This window comes from Motilimonas sp. 1_MG-2023, from assembly GCF_030547455.1.
Lineage (GTDB): Bacteria > Pseudomonadota > Gammaproteobacteria > Enterobacterales > CBDFNC01 > Motilimonas.
In genome coordinates this window covers 1-22,153 of record NZ_JAUOPX010000042.1, presented here as the reverse complement: position 1 = coordinate 22,153, position 22,153 = coordinate 1, and the positions used below count along the sequence as shown (strand labels likewise).

Here is a 22,153-nt window from a genome sequence, read left to right as displayed (position 1 = left end):
ATACTAATGATGTCGCACAAGCTTTGCCATAAATAGCAAAAATAAAAACCTTAGGTTTATAGATAATATTAATTAGGAATGAAATACATGTGGAGTAAATTTAGTTTTCTCTTTCGTCGGCTGGCTCCTTTGTTTAGCGCGTCAGTGCCGGGCCTAGTTGTCGTTATTTTTGTCTTGCTCCAAGCTGCGCTTTGGTGGTTAGGGCCGCAAATAGAAATCGACGGCTATAAACCACTAGTAACGGTTACTCAGCGTATGATTGCCAGCTTAATCGTGTGCTTAATTGCATTTTCTATTTGGGGTTGGTTGCAATCGCGTAAGTTGCGTAAAGTCAAAGCTGAGCAACATTACGATCAGTTATTAGAAGTTAATCCAGTGCAGCGCTTTGTTGATCGTCAAGAGACAGAGTTAAACCAAATGATGATCAAGCTTAAGCAGAGCCTTAATTGCCGAAACTATCTATACGAATTGCCTTGGTATCTTGTGTTGGGCATGGAGAATGCAGGTAAAACTAGCCTGATCAACCGCTCTGGACAAAGCTTTGTTTTAAGCTCGGTTATGCGCGCGTCAGGTAACAAATCAGAAAACCCGTTTTCGTTTGATTGGTGGGTCGGTGATAAAGCGGTACTTATCGATCCTGATGGTGAGTTGTTAGCACAAAAGTCGTCACAGCAAGGTGACTCGGAAGGGTTAGAGCGTAACCTATGGCTACATTTTGTTACTTGGCTAGATCGTAAACGTAGCCGCAGGCCACTAAATGGTGTGGTAGTCGCACTCGATCTTGCTCACCTAGTTTCGTCAGATGCGGCTGAGCGTAAGGCTTATGCGTATCTTATTAGAGCGCGTTTACGCGAGTTAATGGAAACTTTATCCACGCGTTTACCGGTTTATATCTCTCTTACTAAGCTTGATTTGTTACACGGGTTTGAACCTTTATTTCGTGAATACTCAAAAGAGCAACGTGATGAAGTTTTAGGCTTTACCTTTAGTCTCGATTCGGTACAGCAATTTGATTCTTGGTTAACCGAGTTTGATGCTGAATACGACCAGTTTATCGCCCGCTTGAACGCATTACTGCCGTCAGCCATGATGCATTGTCGTGACACCAATGAGCGCGAAGCGATTTATAGCCTAAGTCGCCAGCTTGCCGGCTTAAAGCGAATTTTACTGCAATTTTTCCATGACTCTTTCTCTAGCGACCAGTTTTCTACCTCAGCCTTAGTGCGTGGTGTTTACTTTACCTCAGTATTTCAACAAGGGGTGCCCGTTAACGCCTTTGTTGATGCTTCGGCCCAGCGTTATGGTATGGCAGAGTCAATTAATTACGCACAAAAAGCTGAGAGTTCAACAACCTACTTTACGCCAAATTTATTCCAAAAGATCATTTACCCAGAGGCGGGTTTGGCCGGAGACAACTTTAAAGTCGCGAAGCAAAAGCGCCGCATCATGATGCTGTCTGCAGTGGCATGTTCAATAGCCGGGGTTATTTTACTTAGCACTTGGGTACGTTATTACCACAACAATATCAATTCAGCGGAAGCGGTGTTAACTAAGGTAGAGGTGTTTCATAAGCAAAATAATTTAATGGATATAGATCCGACCGGTAAAAACCTGATCGAACCCCTTAATCTTATTCGCAGCGCTACCTTAGAGTTTGGTGTATTTCGCGATAAGCCAAAATACATCTCAGACCTAGGTTTATACCAAGGCCATGTTATTGGCCCAAAAGTAGAAGAAACCTACTTAAATTTATTAGAATTTCGTTATTTACCCTCACTCATGGCTGGCGTGAGTAAAGCCATGCTAGAAGCACCCGCGGGCAGTGATGAAAAACTGGCGTTACTGCGTGTATTTCGTATGTTAACCGATAAAAGTGGCCGTCATGATGAGGTAGTAAAAGCGTATTTTGCTCAATATTGGCAGCAAATTTACGCGGGCAACCGTGATGTGCAAATGCAGCTTATGTCGCATTTAGAATATGCTCTTGAGCATACCGACCTTACCGCCGATCGTTTGGCTAATATCGTTGATGCTGAAAATGCCCTTGCACCCTATGATCAAACTGTATTGGCGGCGCAGAAAGAATTAAGCAAGTTACCAATGGATCGTCGTCTATTTCGTAATTTAGAGCAAAGCGCGGCGACTGATTTAGGTGGTACCCTGAATTTACGTTTAGCGATAGGCCCAAGTTTTGATTTGGTTTTTGATGCTGTTGACGAAGAGAGCATTGAAATACAAAGGCTAATGACCAAATCTGGTTTTAATGGCTACTACGTGCCAAAAGCAGCAAAAGCATCAGAATTCGCACTTATTGATTCTTGGGTGCTAGGTTTGGATGAAACCTTAGACTTTAGTGATGAAGATAAGCGGGTATTGCGAGCTCAAGTGCGCGACTTATATCAACAGCAATATATTAATAGCTGGGATCAAGCGCTAGCCAACGTTAAGGTTAAAAAGTTTGAAGATATTAACCACGCCGTATTAGTACTCGAGCAATTAGTTGGCTCAACCAAGCCGCTTTCTCGTCTGTTAACTACCCTGTCGCAAAACACATCGTTATTTCCTGCTTTACCCGATGATGAAGTAGCGAAGAAAGCCCTAATGAAGTCAGAGCAATACCAAATAGCGGCAGAAATCGCGAATGACTTTAATAAACTGAATGGCTTACTGGTAGCGAGCGGAGAGCAACCCGCTTATATAGATGAGGTCTCAGCGTCAATCTACGCCTTGTATGAATACATGAATGATATTCAAAGTGCCAGCGAGCAAGGAAAGGCAGCATTAGAAGCCACGCAAAAGCGTATTTCACTAAGTGATGCCGACCCCATATTTGCATTGCAACGTATTGCTGAAGGCTTACCTGCACCGCTGAATAAAACCGTGCGTCAAATTGCTGATGATGCATGGCGTGTGGTGCTGGTGGCCGCCGTAAGACAGCTTGAAGTGGTATGGTATGAAGAAGTATATCAAGCATTTGAAGCGAAGCTTGCCAACAAATACCCATTTAACCCCAATGCCACTAAAGATGTTGCTTTGGATGACTTTGCGGAGTTTTTTGCGCCAAACGGTGTGCTAAATACCTTTTATGACAATAAGCTAAGTATTTTCTTAGAAGATCCTAACGGAGCGAATCCGGCGTGGGCGGGTGGTCAAAACCTGATCCGCTCAGATGTGCTGGCTAAAATGCAGACCGCTAAGCATATTCAACAAGCGTTCTTCAACAAAAAAGGCAGCTTAGATGTTGAGTTTACCTTAGAGCCGCTTGAGTTAAGCCCTGATAAACGTCGTAGCTTGTTCAATGTTGACGGCCAATATGTGGAATATAGCCATGGTCCGAGAATGAGCACAGGACTGGTTTGGCCTAACACATTGCGTCCATCGGCGACCAGCAAAGTAACCTTAGTACCTGGTGCAGCTAATAAGTCGCCTCGCTCAGTGAGCGCTAATGGGCAATGGGCCTTATTCCGCTTACTGGATAAGGGGCAAGTGACAGGTACAACGGCCACCTCTGTCGACTATGAATTTAAAGTTGATCACGGGCATATGCGTTACCGCTTAGTAACGGACAACACTGTGAATCCATTTACCACCAGTTTGTTGCAAAGCTTCACTCTGCCGCAAACCTTATACTAATCACAATGGCGGGCTTGTCCCGCCTTATCTTTGTGAGCCTAATAGGCTATCGCATTGAGGAAACTCATGACATTAAAGGTTCCTTTTTATTTTTCTGATTTAGCCTTGCTCATCACTGAAGACGAGGCCAAGTTAAAAGCAGAAGACCAATACCAAACCATTCGCAGCGAAATAAATCGAAAATTTACCCCGTTATCTGGACGAATAGACTGGGATAAGGTTGCCACGTTAGTTTTAAAATTAGGGCAGCAGCAAGGATTAGACTTATTACTGTCGGCCTATTTTTGTATCGCTAAAACCAAGCAGCAAGGGTTGGCTGGGCTAACTTGTGGTTTAGAAGTGCTTAGTTTTACCTTTAACAGCCGCTGGGATAGCTGGAGCTTACCGCTGGACAAGCGGGTAGATTTAATTAACTGGACCATTGCCCAGTGCGTTGATGATGTAAAAGGCATGACGGTTGACGCAAATCTGTTACGTGAACTTTACCGCTGTGAGCGCGCGTTATCCGATTTAGCACAAGCGTTTGAACAAAGCCCTGAGCTTAAAATGCCCCATCTAGATAGCCTAGGGTATTTAATCTTCGAGCATATTGACCGCTTAGAAAAGCCCGTGGTTAAAGCTAAGCAAACAACTCAAGTGGTGACTAAAAAAGTAGTTCGTTGGGGCTGGTTGAAGCTAGGCATTGGCCTTGTGGGCGGTTTTTTATTAACCCTACCTGCTGCAGTGCCTTTTTATACCACTCCCACCGTACAAGATTGGTTGGCGCCTTGGCAACGCGTACCTACCTTGCTGGGAAAGGCTGATACTAAATTAGTCATAGCCAGTTTCTCCGAGCGAGATCTCGCTGCAAACAAAGCCAATATTACGCGCCTATACCAACAGAAAATTACCCAGTTAATGGCATTAGACACCCATTCAACACAGTTAGAAGCCGAGCAGCTAGCGAGCTCGCTGGCCTACTTATTTCCTGAAGACCCCAGTCTAAAGTTACAGCATCAAGAAATAAAAGCTGAACAAATTAAGCAGTTAGATCAACTCAACAAGCTGCATCAACGTTTTGCTGCTTCCCGTACTGTAATGGCAAACCTAGAGCAAAAAAGCCAGCAGTTAAAAGCTGTGCCCGCTGCCATTAAACAAGATATTAAGCAGCTACACCGTTATGCCATTAGTTTGTCACCTATTTTAGCGCGCGCTTACTACTTAGATGAGCTGCTCGAAAGGGGTGAAACCAACAAAGCCGAGCAAGAGTTAGTTGAACTGGAAATGTATTTGTCAGGTTTGCAATTAAAAGCCAGCCTAGCGAAGCAGACCTTGCAACTGCAGCAAGGGATAGATGCAAAAGAGCATGCCAGCGCAAGCAACTTTTTGCCTAGCGAGCAAGTTATTGCCCAGTCTGAGCAATAACTTGCCTGAATAAAAAATCAAATTTTATTAAGTTGTTGTTTTTGTTTTATTTTTTGTTTTGGCACAGAAACTGAATAGTAATAAGTGCAACAACATCATTTTTTAGTAAAAAAATATTATTTTCATACAGAAGGAATTAGCGATGCCAACCCCTTGTTATATTGCAATCGAAGGTCAAACCCAAGGTAACATCACTGCTGGTGCATTCACGCCAGAATCAGTAGGTAACATCTACCAAGAAGGTCACGAAGACCAAATGTTGGTACAAGAATTTGATCACATTGTAACTGTACCAACAGATCCACAATCAGGTCAGCCTTCAGGCCAACGTGTACACAAGCCATTCCAGTTCACAGTAGCGCTAAACAAAGCGGTACCGTTAATGTACAACTCATTGGCTTCAGGTGAAATGCTACCTAAAGTTGAGCTTAAGTGGTACCACACTACCGTTGAAGGTAAGCAACAACACTTCTTCTCAACTATTTTGACTGATGCAACTATCGTTGATATCGATTGTAAAATGCCACACTGTCAAGACGAAGCAAAAGGCGGCTTTACACAGTTAGTTAAAGTATCGCTAGCTTACCGTAAAATTGACTGGGAACACCTAGTTGCTGGCACATCTGGTGCTGACGACTGGCGTAAACCAATCGAAGCATAATCGCCTCGATATCCGTATATTTAAGCCAGCATTTGTCTGGCTTTTCTGCTTTTTTTACCACCTGTTTAACTGCAAGGAAAGGTCATGGCCAACGGCACGGGTTTGCAATTTACCTTACAAATAAATTCACTGACACGCGGTGAATTCGTGGTGCTTCAATTTGACTATGACGAAGCCTTGTCGAGTATTTATCAGGTGCAGCTGGATTTAGCCAGCCGCCGAGAAGACATCATCCCACAAGAGGTGGTGGATCAAACGGCCCTTTTAACCGTCTATCAAGACGGTGTGGTGTTGCGTTATGTGCACGGCATTGTCAGCGCTTTTGAACAAGGTGATATGGGGCATCATCACACTTTTTATCGTCTTACCATGGTGCCCAGTGCTGCGCGTTTAGCGCTGCGCCATAACAGCCGCATCTTTCAGCAGCTTAATGCACTGGATATTATTAGCATTTTATTGCAAGAAATGGGCATTGAAGATTACGCCTTTGCTTGTCAGCGCACCCCTGCCGTGCGCGAATATTGCGTGCAATACCGTGAAACCGATTTAACCTTTATAGCGCGTTTGGCCGCCGAAGAAGGCCTGTTTTACTTTTTTGAGCAACACCCTGATAAGCACTCCTTGGTGTTTGCCGATGACGTGCAAGCGCTTATTCCCCATACTGCGCCTTACGAGTACAACGCGAATGCAGGTGGGGTAAAAAAACAATTTTTTGTTAGTCAGCTGGCCCATCAATCCAGTGTGGCGCCCAGTGCGGTGCAATTAAAAGACTACAGCTTTAAAACCCCTAATAATGCCTTACTGAGCAATCAATCCGGTCAAGCGCAAAGCTGGCAGCGTCAAGACTACGAGCACTACGATTATCCCGGCCGCTATAAAGAAGCCGGCAGTGGCAGCGCCTTTGTGCGTTACCGCATGGAGTCACTGCGCGCCGAAGCCGAGGCCATTAGCGGCAGCAGTAACATACCCATGTGGCTCAGTGGCAGTCGCTTTAGCTTAATTGAGCACCTAAGCGGGGCCATGAACCGCGATTGGAATATTGTGTCGGTGCGCCATCATGGTGAGCAGCCCCAAGCACTGGAAGAAGCCGGCACCAGCGGTCAAACCCGTTATGTTAACCACTTTCGCGCCACGCCCAGTCATTTACAATGGCGGCCCGAGCCTAACCCCAAACCGCGTGTTGATGGCCCGCAAATCGCCACCGTAACCGGCCCACAAGGGGAAGAAATATTTTGTGACGAGCATGGCCGGGTGAAAGTGCAATTTCCGTGGGACCGTTACAGCAACAATGATGAAAATGCCAGTTGCTGGATACGGGTAAGCCAAGACTGGGCCGGCGCGCAATATGGCAACATGGCCATTCCCCGCATTGGTCATGAAGTGATAGTGAGCTTTTTAGAAGGCGACCCCGACCAACCCATTATTACCGGTCGCACCTATCATGCCACCAACCGGCCGCCTTATGCTTTGCCTGAGCATAAAACCCGCACCGTGCTGCGCACCGAAACCCACAAAGGCGACGGTTATAACGAGCTGCGCTTTGAAGACGAAGTAGGCCAAGAAGAAATTTATATTCATGCGCAAAAAGACCAGAATCGTCAAATTGAAAACGACTGGGGCGAGCAAATAAAGCGTGACCAACACAGTGAAGTAGACCGTGACCGCTTTAGCTTAATCAAGGGTAGCCAACACCTCACCACGCATGGCGAAACGCGCGACTTAATTAAGGGCGACCAAACTTGGCTGATGGACAGCAAATTGCACACTAAGGTGGGGCAAAAGTGGCTAACCGAAGTGAGTGATGAGGTGCACCAACAAGCCGGTAACAAGGTGGTGCTCGATGCCGGCGTTGAAATTACCCTAAGCGCCGGCGGCAGCTTTATCAAACTCGACCCTGCAGGCGTTCACCTTGTCGGCCCCGCCATTAACATGAACTCAGGCGGCAGCGCCGGCAGTGGCAGTGGTTATGCAGGGCAAGTGGCTGAGTTAGTGAAAGGGGTAGAGCAGGCGGCAAACAGCGCCGAGGTGCAAGTTGAGTTAAAACAAGCTGAGCTCACCGCCCTTGATGCCAATGTTATTACCAAGATGCCCGCCAACCTGTTTAAAAAAATGGCCAAGGCGGCGGTCCATATCCAAGAAGAATGTGATTGCAGTGGGGTGGACACATGTCCGATACACAAAAAGCGCAAGTAATCAGTCAAATTGACGGCGTCAGCGCCATTGACGTGACCACTGTTGAACAAGCGCAGACAGCGGTTAACGAGTCAGGGCAAAGCCACCTTTACGCCATTATTGAACTGTGTCAGTTAGCCCATGATGGGACAACCAATGATGGGACAACCACTGATGAGCCCAATGGCTTAACCGCGCTCTACCAACAAGGCTCAGGCAGCGCACAATGGGACTTTATGTTTGCGCCAGAGCAAGGGCAAGACTTGAAACAAGCCGGCCCTATATTAATCGCGTTAACCGAGCAAGCAGATAAAGACTGGTTAACCCAGCAACTGACCCAAGTGCCCGCGGGATTATTTTTTACCAGTCAGGGCGACTTTAATACCACACTGCACTGGGCGCAGCAGCGCCTTCAATTACTTTCACCCAATAAAGCCAAATCCGTTTGCCGCTTTTACGACCCGCGCAATGTAGCCTTTAGCCTCGGCGCCCAAACACAAGCCCAGCAACACGCCTTTTGGCATCAAGCCCAGCAGCTAACATGGTTTGACGCAGGCCAGTGGTGGCAAACCAAACTCATCCCCAGTGACGCCCCACTTATCGAGCAATACGCTTTGTCACACAATGAAATAGCGGGTATCACGGCGTTTAAAGAGCAGGTTGCACTGCAAGTGTTGATTAACCACTATCAACAAGTAAAGACCAAAGATGCTACCCCCTTACAAGAGCTTGTTAAACAAACCTTTGTTGATGCCAAAATCTACGGTGCATCCACCCATGCCGATTTTGATAGTTGGTTAAGAGTGGTGCTAGTGCATGGCAGCCTATTTTATCAAACTGAGAAGATTAACCAAATTTTGCGCACCCCGCATTACCCTTTGCATAAAAAAATTGCCCTTGCTGAGAGAGAATTGAACCATGTCTGACGTATTTGTTCACCAAGGAAAAACATACCCGCTGCGCACTTGTACGGTGGGAGATGTCGCCATACCCGCTGATGTGCATGTGGTCAAACGCCATGATTGGCTATCTAAAATTGCGGACGCACATGGCATTTCTCGCGAGCAGCTTTACGAGTGTAATAAGCACTTTAGAGACATAAACAAAATCAGACCTGGCGATACTGTTAGGTTGCCACAGTTCGTGGTCGATGCTCTTGAGCAAGAAAAAGAGCAAGCAGCACCTGAAGAACAAGCTGCACCAGAAGAACAAACCGCGACAGGACCAGAGAGTGGACCAAACGATAGCACAACCGCCACAACAGGGGGCGATACTGCCCTGCCACCCCCAGTAGGGAATGGCGGTGAATCAACTGACGCGACGGGGTGCAGTGAGTGTAAGAAAAAAGACGATCGCGCTTATTTTATAGAAGTGCTTGGTTTTAAACACCCTGAAGCGCAAAAGGTCACGGTCACGCCCTTAAACGGTAACGACAGCGATAAACTATATGGTTTTGACGGCAAGCTACGTGAAAAACAAGAAACCACCGACACCAGCACTATCCATCGCTGGGAAACCATGGATGACAAACCCCTTGCTGCGCAGTTGGAAATCAAAAAAACAGACGGCGAGGTTATGAAAATCCCGCTGTTCAGCGAGGTAGAACTAACCAATAAAATGCCGATAAGGCAAGACTACATAATTGCGCCCTTTGTGCCTTTAGTGCAACATTTTGAGGATGGAACAAATAAGCCCTGTGGTCCTGTCTCTAGTCGCCCTGGTTACCTGTATATTTATCGAAACTATAGGTTATGGCGTGAAATACAAATAAGTATGGATGACTCTGGTTTACCTATTTTTAAAGATTCCGACTTAACTGCAGCAAGAAATGGCGATTTGACGAGCCCTTTCAGTGAGGCAGCAAAGCGCAAGTTTGTCGGCGCATCAATGGATGAAATTTGGTTGCCTGTCCGCTCAAATGGCGCGCGAGAAAAAAGTATTAATGGCTTTTTCTCTGAAGTTAAATTAACAAATGAGCGCTTAAATTACCTAGAATCAACACCAAACGAATTACTTAATCGCCTCACATCATTTGGTGTTGGTGAGCCAGATACTTGTTTTCCTGGAAGATCGAATTCTGATTTGGTATGGCTTTCTTCTGTTGCTCCACAAAGACCGAGAAATGAGGATATTGAATTCCAATCTTGTGAGCCATACCGCTATCTGACCGATTTAACGGGTGAGTACCTGAAAAGTGAATGTGAATATGCAGAGTCTGTCTTTCCTGATATTTATGTCAATTCTCGTGATTATATTGACGATGTAAAAGGAGGGGGACAGTCAAGTAAGCGTAAAATTAGCTCGGCAGTTTTGCTTGATTTAGTTGAAATAGAGACTAACAGAGCAAGCAAAACTTGTTTGAAAATTTGGCAGGAACAAGGTGATAGCACTGATATTTTCGGTGAAACTAAGCAAAGAAAAATATGCGGTTTAGTGTTTGATGACCATATTTATCAACTTAAACATGCTCTAGTTGAATATCAAACCAATCAGGCATTATTACAAGCATTAAATCATCGTTCCGAAACTCATCGCCATTACGACTTTGCTAATCTTGTAAACCGAGTGATCGTTCCTTCAGAATTAAAAATTACCAACAGCCAAGGTGTCGTTGAAACAATAAAAAATGAATATCATAAGGAATACGCTAGTTACGTTGATTTAGACCGGAAGGCAAAGATAAATCAAATTTTAACTACTGAACTTAATTCGGCTATCGTTCAACGAATTAAATATGCTCAAACAAGGTTGTCTCATAAGTTTAGGGCCCAAGAATCACTTTACTGCTTTCGTGACTTTTTTTCACTTAATGAAGACGAATACAAAAAAGGCTACAAACTACTCAGTCCGATCGCTAATGCTATCGCCATTAATCCACAGCGTGTTGACTCGGAAAGTGTGGCGAAAAACCCAGATATGCCATCTTATTCTAAAGAAGGGACCGACTTTTTAGAGCCTATATTTATGGATGAGACTAATCCCTATCACAAAATCTTGTTTCCAAAGGAAGATGTTGTGTCTGTTTTTCGTCCATTGTCATCTCCGCCACCCATATCAAAAAATACTGGAGATGGACAATGTCGACCTGACTTGCTATATCGATTAAAGCAAGCGGCTGAGAAAGCCGAGAAAGAGAGCGACGAAAAAACTCACGATAATGATGTTAAGTTGATTGATATTGAATCTGTTGTTGTTAATGGGTTCTCAGAAGATGAAACCAATAACAACATTCCTATAGCCGCTTTATTAAAACGGTTATTTAATGATGCCGACAATTTTCTCGCCGGGTTAAGTGGTGCTGAAGCTGCGATTATAGCCAAATTAGAAGATGCTAAAAAGGTTAAATTAGCTAAGGCTAGAGCAAAGCATACTCAGGCTCAAGTTGCACTGTTTAAATCGGAAATACATGTGCTGAAAGAGTGGTCAATTTTTTCGGGAATGCAGCAGCATTTTAATAAAAAGAAAAAGCGACTGAATGAGAGCATTGACTTGGTCCTCGACGACCAGAAAAATAAAGTAAAAAACACCAACCATGATTTAAGCCAAGCAACGAAAAATCAGCAACATAGTGGTGAAGTGCTGACTCAAGCTGAGCAACATCGTACTACGCAGATAGACGCGCAAGCCAAGCAGCATGAAGCTAAAATGGGGCCGTTGGCAGACTCGGCGCAACAATCAAAAGAACAATTAAATCGTGCCCGCGGCACGTTCTCTGATAAATGGAAAAAGTTACAACAAGCACAGGCGGCTGCTGAAAGATCAATAGCAGCAGAGCTTACCAACGCCAAACTAAAAGTAAGAGGGCCATTATTTAGAGTAAGAAAAGTGGCTGAACATACTCTATTGGGTGAAGTGATTATATTAGAAAAGGGCAATATCACTAAAAAATATCGCATATTAGGGCGTCAACTCAATGGCCATTACTACGGTAAAACGAATACCAATGGTCGAGCCAGTCAGCGTTTTAATGGCATGTTATATGACAGTAAAATGGAAGCTTTTGGTGGCAGCAAGACTGCGGAGGTGAACAAAAAATTACCTACAGAAGTGATAGATGCTTTGCATGATAGCTCATTTTATGTCGTTGAAGTTGGAAGTAAGTCTGATAAAAACCTAACAGCGTTAGCGCAAGCAGAGCATGATTTTAAAGTTGCACGCGACAACTTAATTGAACAATTGCGCACTGATCGCGGCTTTGCGCTCAAGGTTTCGGAGTTGATAGCGCAGCACAAAGCAGAGCAACAAGCGTTGCAGCAAAGTGAAGACGCTAAGGTTGCTGCTGCAGCAGAGGAAAATGACGCGGATAAAATAGCCACTGCGCAAGCTAAAAATGCCAACGACAAAGCCGTGCAATCTTATGAAGATTACCTTCAAAAAACCAAGCAACAGCAACAAGCGCACGATTCAAACATGCAGGCTGTCATGAAAAAGCGGGCGCAAGGTGTTGCTTATGCACAAAGCGAGCGTTTGGCGCGACAAATGAGTGTTAAAAACCTTGAAACCATGGTGAATAATTTATTGCAATTACAGCCATCGCAGTTAGCCAGCTTAGCTGCGCCGCAGCAGGCTAGCTGTAAAATATACATGGAAAAATTACTTAATCACCCGGCCACTAGCTTGTTTGTACTTGGACTAGAAGTATGGAATCTGCAAGCCGAGTTGAGTGCATTTAATAGCTTTTTGAAACAAGGGCGCGGCGGGCGTGCTATAATTGGCAATTTTTCTGCGCTCTATGATACGACCTTTGCGCTTATTTACACCTATGAAAAAATAAAAATGCGCATGGGGCATGCAACGGTGTTGACCCGCTTTATGGATACCCAATTATTAAAAGCAGCCGACATGGCCACCCTAAAGCGCACCCGGCCTATTATGCATGCGATACGTGTGTTATTACCTCGGGTGGTGACTACGCGGTTAGCTTTTGCTGTGATTGGCGTGGGCTTAACCTTATTTGTGTGTTACTTAGACATAAAACACCTGATGGCAATGAACGATAACGATGCCGCTAAAGGCATGGCCGCAATGACAACAGGGATTGCTGTGTTAGCGTTTTGTAGCCTTTATGGCATAGGTTTAACCGGTTTGCTTGGCATGGTGCCGATTATCGGTTGGCTATTGGTGGTGACGGGCTTTTTTGCTTTTGTTCTGTTTAAAGACAGCCCGATGCAAGAATTGCTCGCCGGCGGCCCGTTGGCTGCTGAGCCTGGGTTAAAGTATTTAGATCAAGACGGCGGCGAGGCTTTTTATCGTTTGGCCCATATGCTCAGTGGTTATCAAGTTAACCGAGGTTTTAATCCTTATTACAACAACCCTAACGCCGTGCCCGCTGAAATAACTGACTCAGACACGCGAGTATTAATCAGTAAAGCGAATTACCGCGTGACCGTAAGCACCGCGTTACCCTCACTGTTTACTGATATACGCTGTGAAAGCCGCTTTGCTTTGGCCACCCATGCTTGGACCCCAAATGAGCACGAGCAAGTTGAGGAAGAAATAGTTGAAACAGGCATCCAGCCTATTTACGCTTACGCAACAGCGCAAGGTAACGAGTATTTTTTTGATATTCCCAAATCATTACCATTCTTTTTGGGGATTGAACATGCTGTGGTGCCGCGTTTTCAGTTTATCGCGCAGCACCATGGCATTACGCGAGTTTTTCCCGCGCCAGCCTCGTCAGAGTTTTTAGCATATCGCAAGGAAAGCCACGGCCATGCTAATTTTGAAGCAAATACCGATTTTTGGCTGGGGCCATCACCCAAGCGCAAAACATCATAGAAAGGACGTAGATTGTGTTGCAGATAGATTTTAACTACGCCGCCAGCGCCTATCGCGCAGAGCAGGCACAGGATTTACCAGTCAAGTCATGGTTAACAGGCTGTTATCAAAAAAGCCAAACCTTAACCAAGGCCATGCCAGCGCGTTTTATCAGTTATCGCCACATTAAAGAGGTGCGAGAGTTTAAAGACGAGGGGATGACCGAGCAAGAATACCTTGAGCAACCGCTACGAACCGATGGAGGCGTGCTGCGCATGGCCACCATGACCGGGCAAACTGGCTTTTTATCGCATATCTTTATGCTGACGTTTATCGCGGGTTGGGGGGGGAAGTATGTTTTATTGCCGTTTAGTATTTTGTCATGTTTTATATTGGCATATCTGGAATTAGATGCTAACCAAGTATTAGGTCGTAATTTGGAGCTTGGCTATTTCGATATTTACCTTGATACTTTGTGGTACATAAGTACAACATTAACCATCCCACTTATCATTATTGGCTTAGTCGGCGACTTACTTAACTGGCTATGGTTAAAAACCCAAACCATAGAAGTGTATTCTACCTACGAGTTAAATCGACAAACGGGCATGGTAACGCTGTTTTTTGATGATGGTACGCCGGAGGCGAGCTTTCCGTTTCGGGAATTTGTAGCAGAAATGTCGCCGGTGTTGGGTCATCAAGGCGCGGTGATAAAGCATAATGTGGTGGTGCGCCACCATCAGCACAGTTATTACTCGTTTAATGCCGAGCAACTGGGTGAAGAGTCTACCTTACCCAACGCTTATGCCTTGTGGAACTTTATTCAATGTTACATGGACACCAGCCAGCCCCTGCCCGATACGCCATTGTTAGAGGCATGGCGTCATAGTGATCCGGTGACCCGCGAGCACGACCGTAAGACCGGACGCGACCCGTATTACTGGCGTAAAATGGGCCGCCTAGAAATATGGCGTAAGCACAACGAGCAAGCGAACTTAAACGCGGCAATAGCGAAAGAGCAGGGTGGGTATTAAGCTCATGACTTAAAAAGGATAAGGGGGCGTTTTTGCTAGCCCTTTATCTAAAGCTCGCTCAGGTAGGAGCGGAATTTATTCCGCGAAAAAGCGTGTGAAATCTTTGAAGATTCGCGGTTTAAAAACCGCGCCCACAGAATCGTACAGGATGAATAACATCGCAAAAGGCAGTAAAGAATGTTGGTTAGGTTAAAGCAATGAGCAGAGAAATAGCATTTTTAATTACGAACCAAGCGCTTATCGCAGCGAACAAGCCCAAGAGTTATATTTGGCTAAACCATCCCATCGCGCCATGGTGCTCAATAAAAGCCAAGAGCTATGGGATGTGTTTCCCCCTAACGCCCTCGATAGCCATGAAGTGGACGATCTCTTTGTTGAAGATAAAGAAGGCGGCCCTAAATTTTCCGACAAGCAAATAGAGCGCTTTGATGCTGAAATGATCCGCTATCCCACCTTAGGGAAACTCAACGATAAGATATTTTTTGTGTTACTTGCTGGCAGTGTAGGGGCCATAAAGGTAGCTATAATTATATTGTTATTTTCTTTATTAACAGGGGTCGTCTCTGGACTAGCAACAGAAAATTTCTGGCCTAGATTTTGGTTTTTTGTTGATTTCGGGTTTGTATATTTTGCTCTCCCATGTACTATTTCCGCTGTTATTTGCACCCCGATACTGCTTTTTTGCATCAAGAAATTCGCTAAACATGTTAAACCCCATTTTGAGTTAAATCGCCGCACTGGGCGGGTAAAGCAGTGGTGTAAAAAAACCAATAAATTACTTTACGATGTGGCGTTTAAAGATTGCGTGGCCGAAACCATTAATATCTCAACCCACCAAGGCATCACAGATTACCACCAAGTATTTTTGCGCTGCACCACCGAGCCCAAATTAAAGATAGATATTGCACTGTTTGGTGATAACAAACTGGGCCATGACGTCACGGCCATCTGGAATTTTATTCAGCGTTATATGGACACCTCACGCCCATTGCCCGACGTGCCGACCTTTGAAATGAGCCGCCACCTTGATCCCGTTAGCGCAGCCCATGACAAAAAGATTCAACGCAACCCGCGTTATTGGCGCGACATGGCCTTAAAAGATCTTTACGAGCAAAAAGCGCAGTTTATGCAAGCAGTAAGAGCCTTGCCTAAGTTTGCCTAGGTTTTTTTATCTGTACGATGTAAATGCAGACGATGCGGCGCAAGCGTTTGCGGCGCAACGTTTATTGAACCATCAGTTGGCTTGAATTTGTGGTTTAAAGAGTAAATGAGATGCAACAAGACTATTACGCAGCAACGGCGTATGAATACCAGTATTGGAAAACCACGCCAACGCCTGAGCCCCATCATCTAAAAGGCAATCATCCATTGGAATTTGGCGATTACGCACGGGTGGTGCCATCCACCTACTTAAAGGGGCTGCATGCTTCTTTGAAGGATGAGGCTATAGCAGAGGATGATGGCTTGTTTCAATTTAATCATCAGTGTATTCGGACTTTAACTGGTGGGCGAGCTTGGCTGGGGATTTTATGTCAGTTTGGTGGGAGCCTAATGGCTATAGGAGGGGGCGCGGGGATTATTGTTCTCTTTTTTATGGCATGTTTAGGGTGGATATTGGATACGCCGAATCATTTTAATGTGTTCCCCGAAGTAATGCCTCTTTGGGGGGGCAGGGTTATTAATCGGTGGCTTTTTGCTATTGCTAGTACGATTGCCCCCCCCATATTCAGACTGGATTTTTGGTAAGGCTAGTCCCGCTTTAGAGTTAAATCGTCAAACAGGAATGATTACCTTTTGGCAATATGGCTGGTTAACAGGCCGTTTAAAAAGCAAAAAAAGTGTCAATTTTATGGAGTTTATTCCTTACTTACAGCCCCTAGTCAGTCCAACGCCGACATCGGCTGGCTGCAATATCATTTTTGTACACAAGGATGACAAGTCCCTTCAATTTAGCAGTGTCGGCTTGGCCAACTTCACCAGCATTGCCGATGGGCTAGCGTGGTGGGACTTTATACAGTGTTACATGGATGTCGCCGAGCCGCTGCCTAACGCGCCGACGTTAGAAGTATGCCGCCATCTCGATCCAACCACCGCCAAGCATGACTTAGCCATTGGTCGCGATCCCCGTTATTGGCGCGATATGAGCGAGCAAGAGTACCAAGCAGCGGAGCAGGCCATGGCTGAAACAATCAGTCGCGTTTATCATTAATTGGGTGCTAAGTACCGCTTTGAAGTAACAGAAAAGCTACTTGATTTTACAACCAAGGAAGAAATCGCTACGGTCATTAGTTTTCCAGCACAAGAGCCCACTGCGGATGATTTGGACTGGCTCTCTGAAAGTGAACAAAAAAATCAAGGGTATTTTATTTATCGTCGCTTGGAGCCTCAAAAGCATGACACTTTATTAACGATTTAGGCTGATTAAACATGTTAGATGAACACTACAGTGCCACCGCATGGCAACAAGATAAGGCTAGCCAAGTAAAACGGCCAGAAACAGGATTGCGTTACGCCACTTGGAGCAAAGGGAGTATCAAGCTGCCTTGGTCACAACATTACACTAAGGTTGAACCTTATCAGTATATTGCCGACCGTATTTATGACTCAGAGGAAATAGGAGAAGAAGGCTCTTCTTGGAGTCATACTCGACTTCAATACACAGGGGTTAAGGGTTATACAGCTTTCATAGTAAATTTTCTAGGGGGGGCTTTGTATATAGTTTTTTGGGAGTTTGTTACTTTATTGCGCTGATACTTATGTATTTGACCGATAAAAATAATTCAATATTCATGACTACTACAGAATTAATAATTATCTTAACAATTATAGTTTTTGGTATCTGTTGTCGTACTCTTTATTCCTATCTCGAAAAACACCCCGAATGGTTTGCTACCGATAATGGCGATGGCTTTTTCCGCCAAACCGGCATTGTCAAGGTAAAAAAGCGCTTTGGTTTAGTTAGTTATCCCTTTACCGATTTTGACGCCTTTGTCGATTTGCACGTGGACTCCACCTCGGGGCAAATTTATACCAATCTGGCCGTGGTGCACCGCAATCAAAAGGCAGTATTTTACCTTAACTTAACCGGTGAGTTGCAGGCCACGCCGCAGCAGCATTACCTTTGTTGGGAAATGTTGCAACGTTTTATGGATGTCAGCCAGCCGCTGCCCGATATCCCCCAGCTTGAGCCCTTTAGGCCGTTAGACGCGACTACCGCTGCCCATGATAAGGCCACAGGCCGCAAGGCCGATAAATGGAAAAAAATGTCACCGAAATGGTTTGAGCAACGTTTGGCCAAGAAATTAAAAAAAGAGCAGACTCGCTTTAATTGGGAAGACATCCCCGACTTATTTGATCAGCAAACTCAGCAGCAACAAGCCCTAAAAGCCGAGCAAGAGGCAGCAGCCTTAAAAAGCGGCAAGGTAAAGCGCTGTCCAAGCTGTAAAGAGTTGGTTGCCAAGCTGGCAGCAAGCTGTGAGCATTGCGGTTATCAAATAAATCAATACGACGCCAGCCAGTTTGTGATGACACTACACCAAGCCATTGGCCATGGCGATTGGGCCCTTGCCAAACAGCACCTCGAGCAAGGCGCCGATGCTAATGGGGTTGATAAAGCGGGTAACACACCATTAGACATAGCCACAAGGCGTGACGATCAACTGATTATCAGTTTGCTGTGCAAATATGGTGCAAGGTAAGGGGGCTTGGCTATTTATAAATCGATTCAATGCATTAGTCACTGCAGTACGCAATAAAGATGTAACCATCAATTAAAATGAGTTAGAATTTTATGTTTTTGTGATATTGGTGGGTGAGGGAAATTGGAGGGTAAGGTAAGTCGAGCCTCAAGGCCCGCCATTGTACGAGAGCAATCATGACAGATAAACAAGAAATGCCTTTTAAAGCAGGGCGCAGCGAAGTGCAAGGAACCGGGCAACGCATCACCTTAAGCCCCTTGCCGGTCGCCACTAACATTCCTAAGGCCAATGCCTGTGATTTGTTAGCTAAGAAGTGTGAGCATTATATTGATATAGGCGGGGCGAAGGGCAGTATTTTTCAGGCGCAATATGTACTTATCTTAGCCATTGTATTCGGCTGGGCAAGTTACAGTGCTACTTTTGGTATCAGCTTCTACAACTGGTTTGAATGGAAGGATGTAACGGAGACCTTATCTGTCAGGCAAGTGTCTTGGGATGCCATTATCTGGCAAGAGGTCTTTACTTCTTTTGCTTATGCTAGCCCCGTCATTATTTTAGGGCTAGTACTCACCTTTGGGATAATTATCAGCAGTAATAAAGATATTGCCCGCGCTGCCCCCCTTCGCTTTCATCGCCAGCGCCGCGAGGTGATGTTTTCTCGTTGGAATGAAAAGCTAAAGCAAACCGAATACAAAGTGGTGCCTTGGGAAAAGGTGGTGGCCTTAGTGGGCCAAGGCAGTGGTTTTACCGGCCATGCCATGGTGCACAGTGCCACCTTGTTTATTGGCGCTAACGATGAAGACGATCACGGCCATTTTTGGTCAGCAGCGCAAGTAGGGGCGGGCAATATGCTAGTGGCAGCGGCGCAATGGGAAATGATCCGCCACTTTATGGAATACGGCCCCGATGATATCCCCGAGCCCAGTCCCGAAAGCTTCGCCGCTATTCGCCGAGAATATTGTGAAAGCCATAACTGCGAAGAAAAAGACATCCCCCTTTGGATCAAGATTTGGTGGTACGTTAACGGCACCCCGTTTGGTATTTTATTAACCAACTACCGCCTTAAATATGTTATCCACCGCGGCGTCACCCCCGCCATGCAAGCTTGGAGCGAGCCACTCCCGCGCGACCAATGGGCCAAACCTTCGGAAGAACTGCAACAAGCCAACAAACTAGTTAACGCCGAGTATCGCTACTATGGCAAAACCCTGTTAAATATCGGTGATATTGAGCTGCTGGCTAAAGCCAATAACGCCGCTGAAAATAACCAAGATGTGAAGGCTTATTAAGGTCAGCCCTTGATGAAGGAGGTTATGGGGCGGGTAACTAACTGCGTGCAGATGGTTCGTGATTTTGGTGGGGGCCAATCATCCTATTTTGATGTTAAGCAACAAACTTACGTCAACCAGTCCGGCGTGAGGGCCTTTAAGTATATTAATGATAATTTTAGTTTAACGTTAACCGAGCAGCTTAAGGCCTCCCATGCCAGTTGAAAATAATGTGTACGCCGACACCGCCTATCGCGGCAGTCAATGCCCTAGTGTCAATGAAATATACCAAGCCAATCTGCTTGAATATTTACTGATAGACAGCCAGCTTACTTGGCATAATCAATATACCTATAAGAGCCCGATTAATTGGCAGTTTCCAAGCCACTGGTACAAGCAATATACGTATCAAGTTAAAAATAATGACTTTCCAACCTTTTGGCGCTGGACTGATGAGGCATTTAAAGCAGCCTTTGATGAAGACAAAACAAAGCCAACATCTAGTCTGCTATTCACTATTATGGGCAGCTTTTTATCTTTTCCACTAGCATGGATATGGATCATTGCTTGTTGGGGGGCTCTTTTAGCAGGATGTGTTATTGAGATGATGCTACTGCCTTTTAAGGCATTTCTTGTTTTTGGTATACTTCCGCCTATAGTTGCTTGTTTTGGGACATATCTAAACTATTGGGTAACAGATAAGGAATTAAGGTGTTTTGAACGTTATCGTTGGAACGGAGAAGGGTGTTATCGCCGAACCGGTAAAGTGAAACACGCATATATCGGGGAGGCTAACTTTACCGATTGTGTGCCCGTCGTGGAGCATAATGTGATGACAAATGGCACCACCCATTTAAGTTTAGTGTTGAAATACCGGCACCCCGAAAATCCGTACCAATCATTTGAGGTGCACATATTCAGTGGCGGCACCGATTATTCACAAATTGAGGCCGCATGGGATACGCTACTGAGATACATGGATGTGGAGCAGCCACTACCGGATATCCCAAGTCTGGAGCCGTTTCGCCATTTAGACCCGACCACCGTGGCGTTTGATCAAGCCGGAAAGCGAGGGCGACTTGATAACTTTTGGGTCGATTTTTATGCCCAGCACAGTAAACCACAGTGGCAAGATTATTTTACTCAATATGACGGACTTCGCAGTGATAACCCCATCAAGGTGATGGAAGAGGAATACCGAGTGATGATGAATGGTTTTGCGCCTTACGTACCGCCGTATATCCCCGAAGAAGTGTATCAGCAGCGGCTCAAGGCAGCGCAGGATGCTGACGATATGGATATCAAACTCACCGAAGAAACTGAAGCTAGCTAGTCAAATACATTAACTCACCATGTCCCAGCCTAAGCCATGGTGAGTTTTTGGTCACGGCGTTTGACTATCAAGAGCTGTTATCTAATCTGTATAAAGTGAACCTATTTCTTGCCAGCACGCGTTATGATAACGCACCTGATAAAGTGGTGGACCAAGTCGCCAAATTGAGTATTTGGCAAGACGGGGCTTGCAGCGCCAAGTTCACGGCATCATCAGTGCGTTTACCCAAAAAGACACCGGCCATCATCATACTTTTTATCAGCTTGAATTAGTACCCAGTGCTGCGCGTTTAGCGCTGCGCCATAACAGCCGCATCTTTCAGCAGCTTAATGGTAACTATTCACCAGGAGCAGCTTGACACCCCCAAATTTTTTTCGTGACCACTCTCACTCGATCTTAAATATCCCTTGAGCGATCCTTTTCTGGTGTCATTCTTATCCGATGCCGATTAAATTTGACCTCACTAACCCACCTGTTGCGACGAATCTTGAGCAAGCAAATGCCTTACTCCAAGAGGCTTGGGCGCACATGGCTGATTTAGAAGGGCGATTGGCTGCCTCATCCAGTAACTCCTCAAAACCCCCAATCATCTGATGGGCCCGATAAAAAACGTAAAGACAAGTCTTCTCGCAATAAGCCTAACTCAAATAAACAGACAAAAATGCGCGGTGCGCAACCCGGCCATGCGGGCAGTAAACGCACCTTAGAAACATTGCGTGAGGATGACACACAAGTATAGTCGTGCCTGATGTTTGCTGTCCATGTTGCGCTGGCTTAGTCACCCCTCATCCACAGCCATACTATCGACATCAAGTCTTTGAAATCCCGCCAAGGCATTACACCATCACGGAATATCAGCTTTTCGCTGGTGCCTGTACAAATTGTGGGGAAAAAGTGAAAGCAACGCTGCCTGATACGGCGCCCAGTGGTCAAATGGGCCCGAATTTAATGAGTCAGATTGCCCTTTTTTCTGGGCAATATCATCAGAGCATTGGCAATATCCAGTCGCTATTGCAAGAGATCTATGGGCTCCGGTTTTCGACAGGGGCCATTTCTGAAGCTCAGGGACGTATTAGTAGCATGTTGACGCCGTTGCATCAGGCCATTAAAGTGCATGTGCGCCAAGCCGATGTGATTTTTGCCGATGAAACGTCACACCAACGGGATAATGAATCGCGTTGGATGTGGTTGAT

The 22,153-nt window shown here is 45.4% G+C and carries 19 protein-coding genes and 1 pseudogene; all 20 read left to right on the top strand.

All coding sequences use genetic code 11. The features are described from left to right. Positions 1–87: 87 nt before the first annotated feature. A complete protein-coding gene (gene tssM, locus Q4519_RS17660) occupies positions 88–3,633 on the top strand; it encodes a type VI secretion system membrane subunit TssM (RefSeq protein ID WP_232804033.1) in 3,546 nt (1,181 codons plus the stop codon). 66 nt (positions 3,634–3,699) lie between these two features. Next, a complete protein-coding gene (locus Q4519_RS17655) occupies positions 3,700–5,037 on the top strand; it encodes a type VI secretion system ImpA family N-terminal domain-containing protein (protein WP_303514573.1) in 1,338 nt (445 codons plus the stop codon). A 142-nt stretch (positions 5,038–5,179) separates the two neighbouring features. Further along, a complete protein-coding gene (locus Q4519_RS17650) occupies positions 5,180–5,698 on the top strand; it encodes an Hcp family type VI secretion system effector (protein ID WP_303514570.1) in 519 nt (172 codons plus the stop codon). 84 nt (positions 5,699–5,782) lie between these two features. Beyond that, complete coding sequence (locus tag Q4519_RS17645; protein WP_303514567.1) at positions 5,783–7,891, top strand: type VI secretion system tip protein VgrG; 2,109 nt, start codon at positions 5,783–5,785, stop codon at positions 7,889–7,891. Next, on the top strand, positions 7,864–8,796 hold the full coding sequence (locus Q4519_RS17640) for a DUF4123 domain-containing protein (RefSeq protein WP_303514565.1): 933 nt from the start codon (positions 7,864–7,866) through the stop codon (positions 8,794–8,796). The genes Q4519_RS17645 and Q4519_RS17640 overlap by 28 nt, the downstream gene beginning before the upstream one ends. After that, positions 8,789–13,648 (top strand): LysM peptidoglycan-binding domain-containing protein, encoded by a 4,860-nt coding sequence (locus tag Q4519_RS17635; protein ID WP_303514563.1) that lies wholly within the window; start codon positions 8,789–8,791, stop codon positions 13,646–13,648. The genes Q4519_RS17640 and Q4519_RS17635 overlap by 8 nt, the downstream gene beginning before the upstream one ends. Before the next feature lie 14 nt (positions 13,649–13,662). After that, positions 13,663–14,661 (top strand): hypothetical protein, encoded by a 999-nt coding sequence (locus tag Q4519_RS17630; protein ID WP_303514560.1) that lies wholly within the window; start codon positions 13,663–13,665, stop codon positions 14,659–14,661. 268 nt (positions 14,662–14,929) lie between these two features. After that, the gene (locus Q4519_RS17625; RefSeq protein ID WP_303514557.1) at positions 14,930–15,823 is read left to right on the top strand and encodes a hypothetical protein; all 894 of its coding nucleotides are present in this window, start codon (positions 14,930–14,932) and stop codon (positions 15,821–15,823) included. 110 nt (positions 15,824–15,933) lie between these two features. Beyond that, positions 15,934–16,407, top strand: coding sequence for a hypothetical protein (locus Q4519_RS17620; protein ID WP_303514554.1), 474 nt, complete (start codon positions 15,934–15,936; stop codon positions 16,405–16,407). Then, complete coding sequence (locus tag Q4519_RS17615; protein ID WP_303514552.1) at positions 16,355–16,870, top strand: hypothetical protein; 516 nt, start codon at positions 16,355–16,357, stop codon at positions 16,868–16,870. Before Q4519_RS17620 ends, Q4519_RS17615 begins: the two co-directional genes overlap by 53 nt. After that, positions 16,871–17,077 carry a hypothetical protein gene (locus tag Q4519_RS17610; RefSeq protein ID WP_303514549.1) on the top strand — a complete coding sequence of 69 codons (207 nt, stop codon included), beginning with the start codon at positions 16,871–16,873 and terminating at the stop codon, positions 17,075–17,077. A gap of 11 nt (positions 17,078–17,088) precedes the next feature. Further along, positions 17,089–17,412: a hypothetical protein gene (locus Q4519_RS17605; protein ID WP_303514546.1), complete on the top strand. Its 324-nt coding sequence runs from the start codon at positions 17,089–17,091 to the stop codon at positions 17,410–17,412. Positions 17,413–17,450: 38 nt separating this feature from the next. Continuing rightward, a complete protein-coding gene (locus Q4519_RS17600; RefSeq protein ID WP_303514544.1) occupies positions 17,451–18,359 on the top strand; it encodes a hypothetical protein in 909 nt (302 codons plus the stop codon). Between the two features lie 176 nt (positions 18,360–18,535). Further along, positions 18,536–19,648 (top strand): DUF6708 domain-containing protein, encoded by a 1,113-nt coding sequence (locus Q4519_RS17595; RefSeq protein WP_303514541.1) that lies wholly within the window; start codon positions 18,536–18,538, stop codon positions 19,646–19,648. A gap of 12 nt (positions 19,649–19,660) precedes the next feature. Beyond that, a complete protein-coding gene (locus tag Q4519_RS17590; RefSeq protein WP_303514539.1) occupies positions 19,661–19,852 on the top strand; it encodes a hypothetical protein in 192 nt (63 codons plus the stop codon). Continuing rightward, positions 19,842–20,960, top strand: a complete 1,119-nt coding sequence (locus tag Q4519_RS17585; protein ID WP_303514537.1) for a hypothetical protein — start codon at positions 19,842–19,844, stop codon at positions 20,958–20,960. The genes Q4519_RS17590 and Q4519_RS17585 overlap by 11 nt, the downstream gene beginning before the upstream one ends. Positions 20,961–21,147: 187 nt before the next feature. Then, complete coding sequence (locus tag Q4519_RS17580; RefSeq protein ID WP_303514534.1) at positions 21,148–21,318, top strand: contractile injection system protein, VgrG/Pvc8 family; 171 nt, start codon at positions 21,148–21,150, stop codon at positions 21,316–21,318. 83 nt (positions 21,319–21,401) lie between these two features. Further along, positions 21,402–21,554, top strand: a complete 153-nt coding sequence (locus Q4519_RS22465; protein ID WP_369293061.1) for a DUF6444 domain-containing protein — start codon at positions 21,402–21,404, stop codon at positions 21,552–21,554. A gap of 147 nt (positions 21,555–21,701) precedes the next feature. Then, positions 21,702–21,836 (top strand): annotated as a pseudogene (locus tag Q4519_RS22460) (hypothetical protein); the annotation flags it as partial. Between the two features lie 18 nt (positions 21,837–21,854). Continuing rightward, on the top strand, positions 21,855–22,153 hold a 299-nt coding region (locus Q4519_RS17575), incomplete at its 3' end, for a transposase (RefSeq protein WP_303514532.1).

Bases quoted from the DNA above. Each gene is read 5' to 3' on its own strand.
- Q4519_RS17590 (WP_303514539.1), top strand. From the start codon at position 19,661: ATGAAGGAGGTTATGGGGCGGGTAACTAACTGCGTGCAGATGGTTCGT.
- tssM (WP_232804033.1), top strand. From the start codon at position 88: ATGTGGAGTAAATTTAGTTTTCTCTTTCGTCGGCTGGCTCCTTTGTTT.
- Q4519_RS17640 (WP_303514565.1), top strand. From the start codon at position 7,864: ATGTCCGATACACAAAAAGCGCAAGTAATCAGTCAAATTGACGGCGTC.
- Q4519_RS17650 (WP_303514570.1), top strand. From the start codon at position 5,180: ATGCCAACCCCTTGTTATATTGCAATCGAAGGTCAAACCCAAGGTAAC.
- Q4519_RS17655 (WP_303514573.1), top strand. From the start codon at position 3,700: ATGACATTAAAGGTTCCTTTTTATTTTTCTGATTTAGCCTTGCTCATC.
- Q4519_RS17600 (WP_303514544.1), top strand. From the start codon at position 17,451: ATGACTACTACAGAATTAATAATTATCTTAACAATTATAGTTTTTGGT.
- Q4519_RS17645 (WP_303514567.1), top strand. From the start codon at position 5,783: ATGGCCAACGGCACGGGTTTGCAATTTACCTTACAAATAAATTCACTG.
- Q4519_RS17635 (WP_303514563.1), top strand. From the start codon at position 8,789: ATGTCTGACGTATTTGTTCACCAAGGAAAAACATACCCGCTGCGCACT.
- Q4519_RS17605 (WP_303514546.1), top strand. From the start codon at position 17,089: ATGTTAGATGAACACTACAGTGCCACCGCATGGCAACAAGATAAGGCT.
- Q4519_RS22465 (WP_369293061.1), top strand. From the start codon at position 21,402: ATGCCGATTAAATTTGACCTCACTAACCCACCTGTTGCGACGAATCTT.
- Q4519_RS17585 (WP_303514537.1), top strand. From the start codon at position 19,842: ATGCCAGTTGAAAATAATGTGTACGCCGACACCGCCTATCGCGGCAGT.
- Q4519_RS17595 (WP_303514541.1), top strand. From the start codon at position 18,536: ATGACAGATAAACAAGAAATGCCTTTTAAAGCAGGGCGCAGCGAAGTG.
- Q4519_RS17620 (WP_303514554.1), top strand. From the start codon at position 15,934: ATGCAACAAGACTATTACGCAGCAACGGCGTATGAATACCAGTATTGG.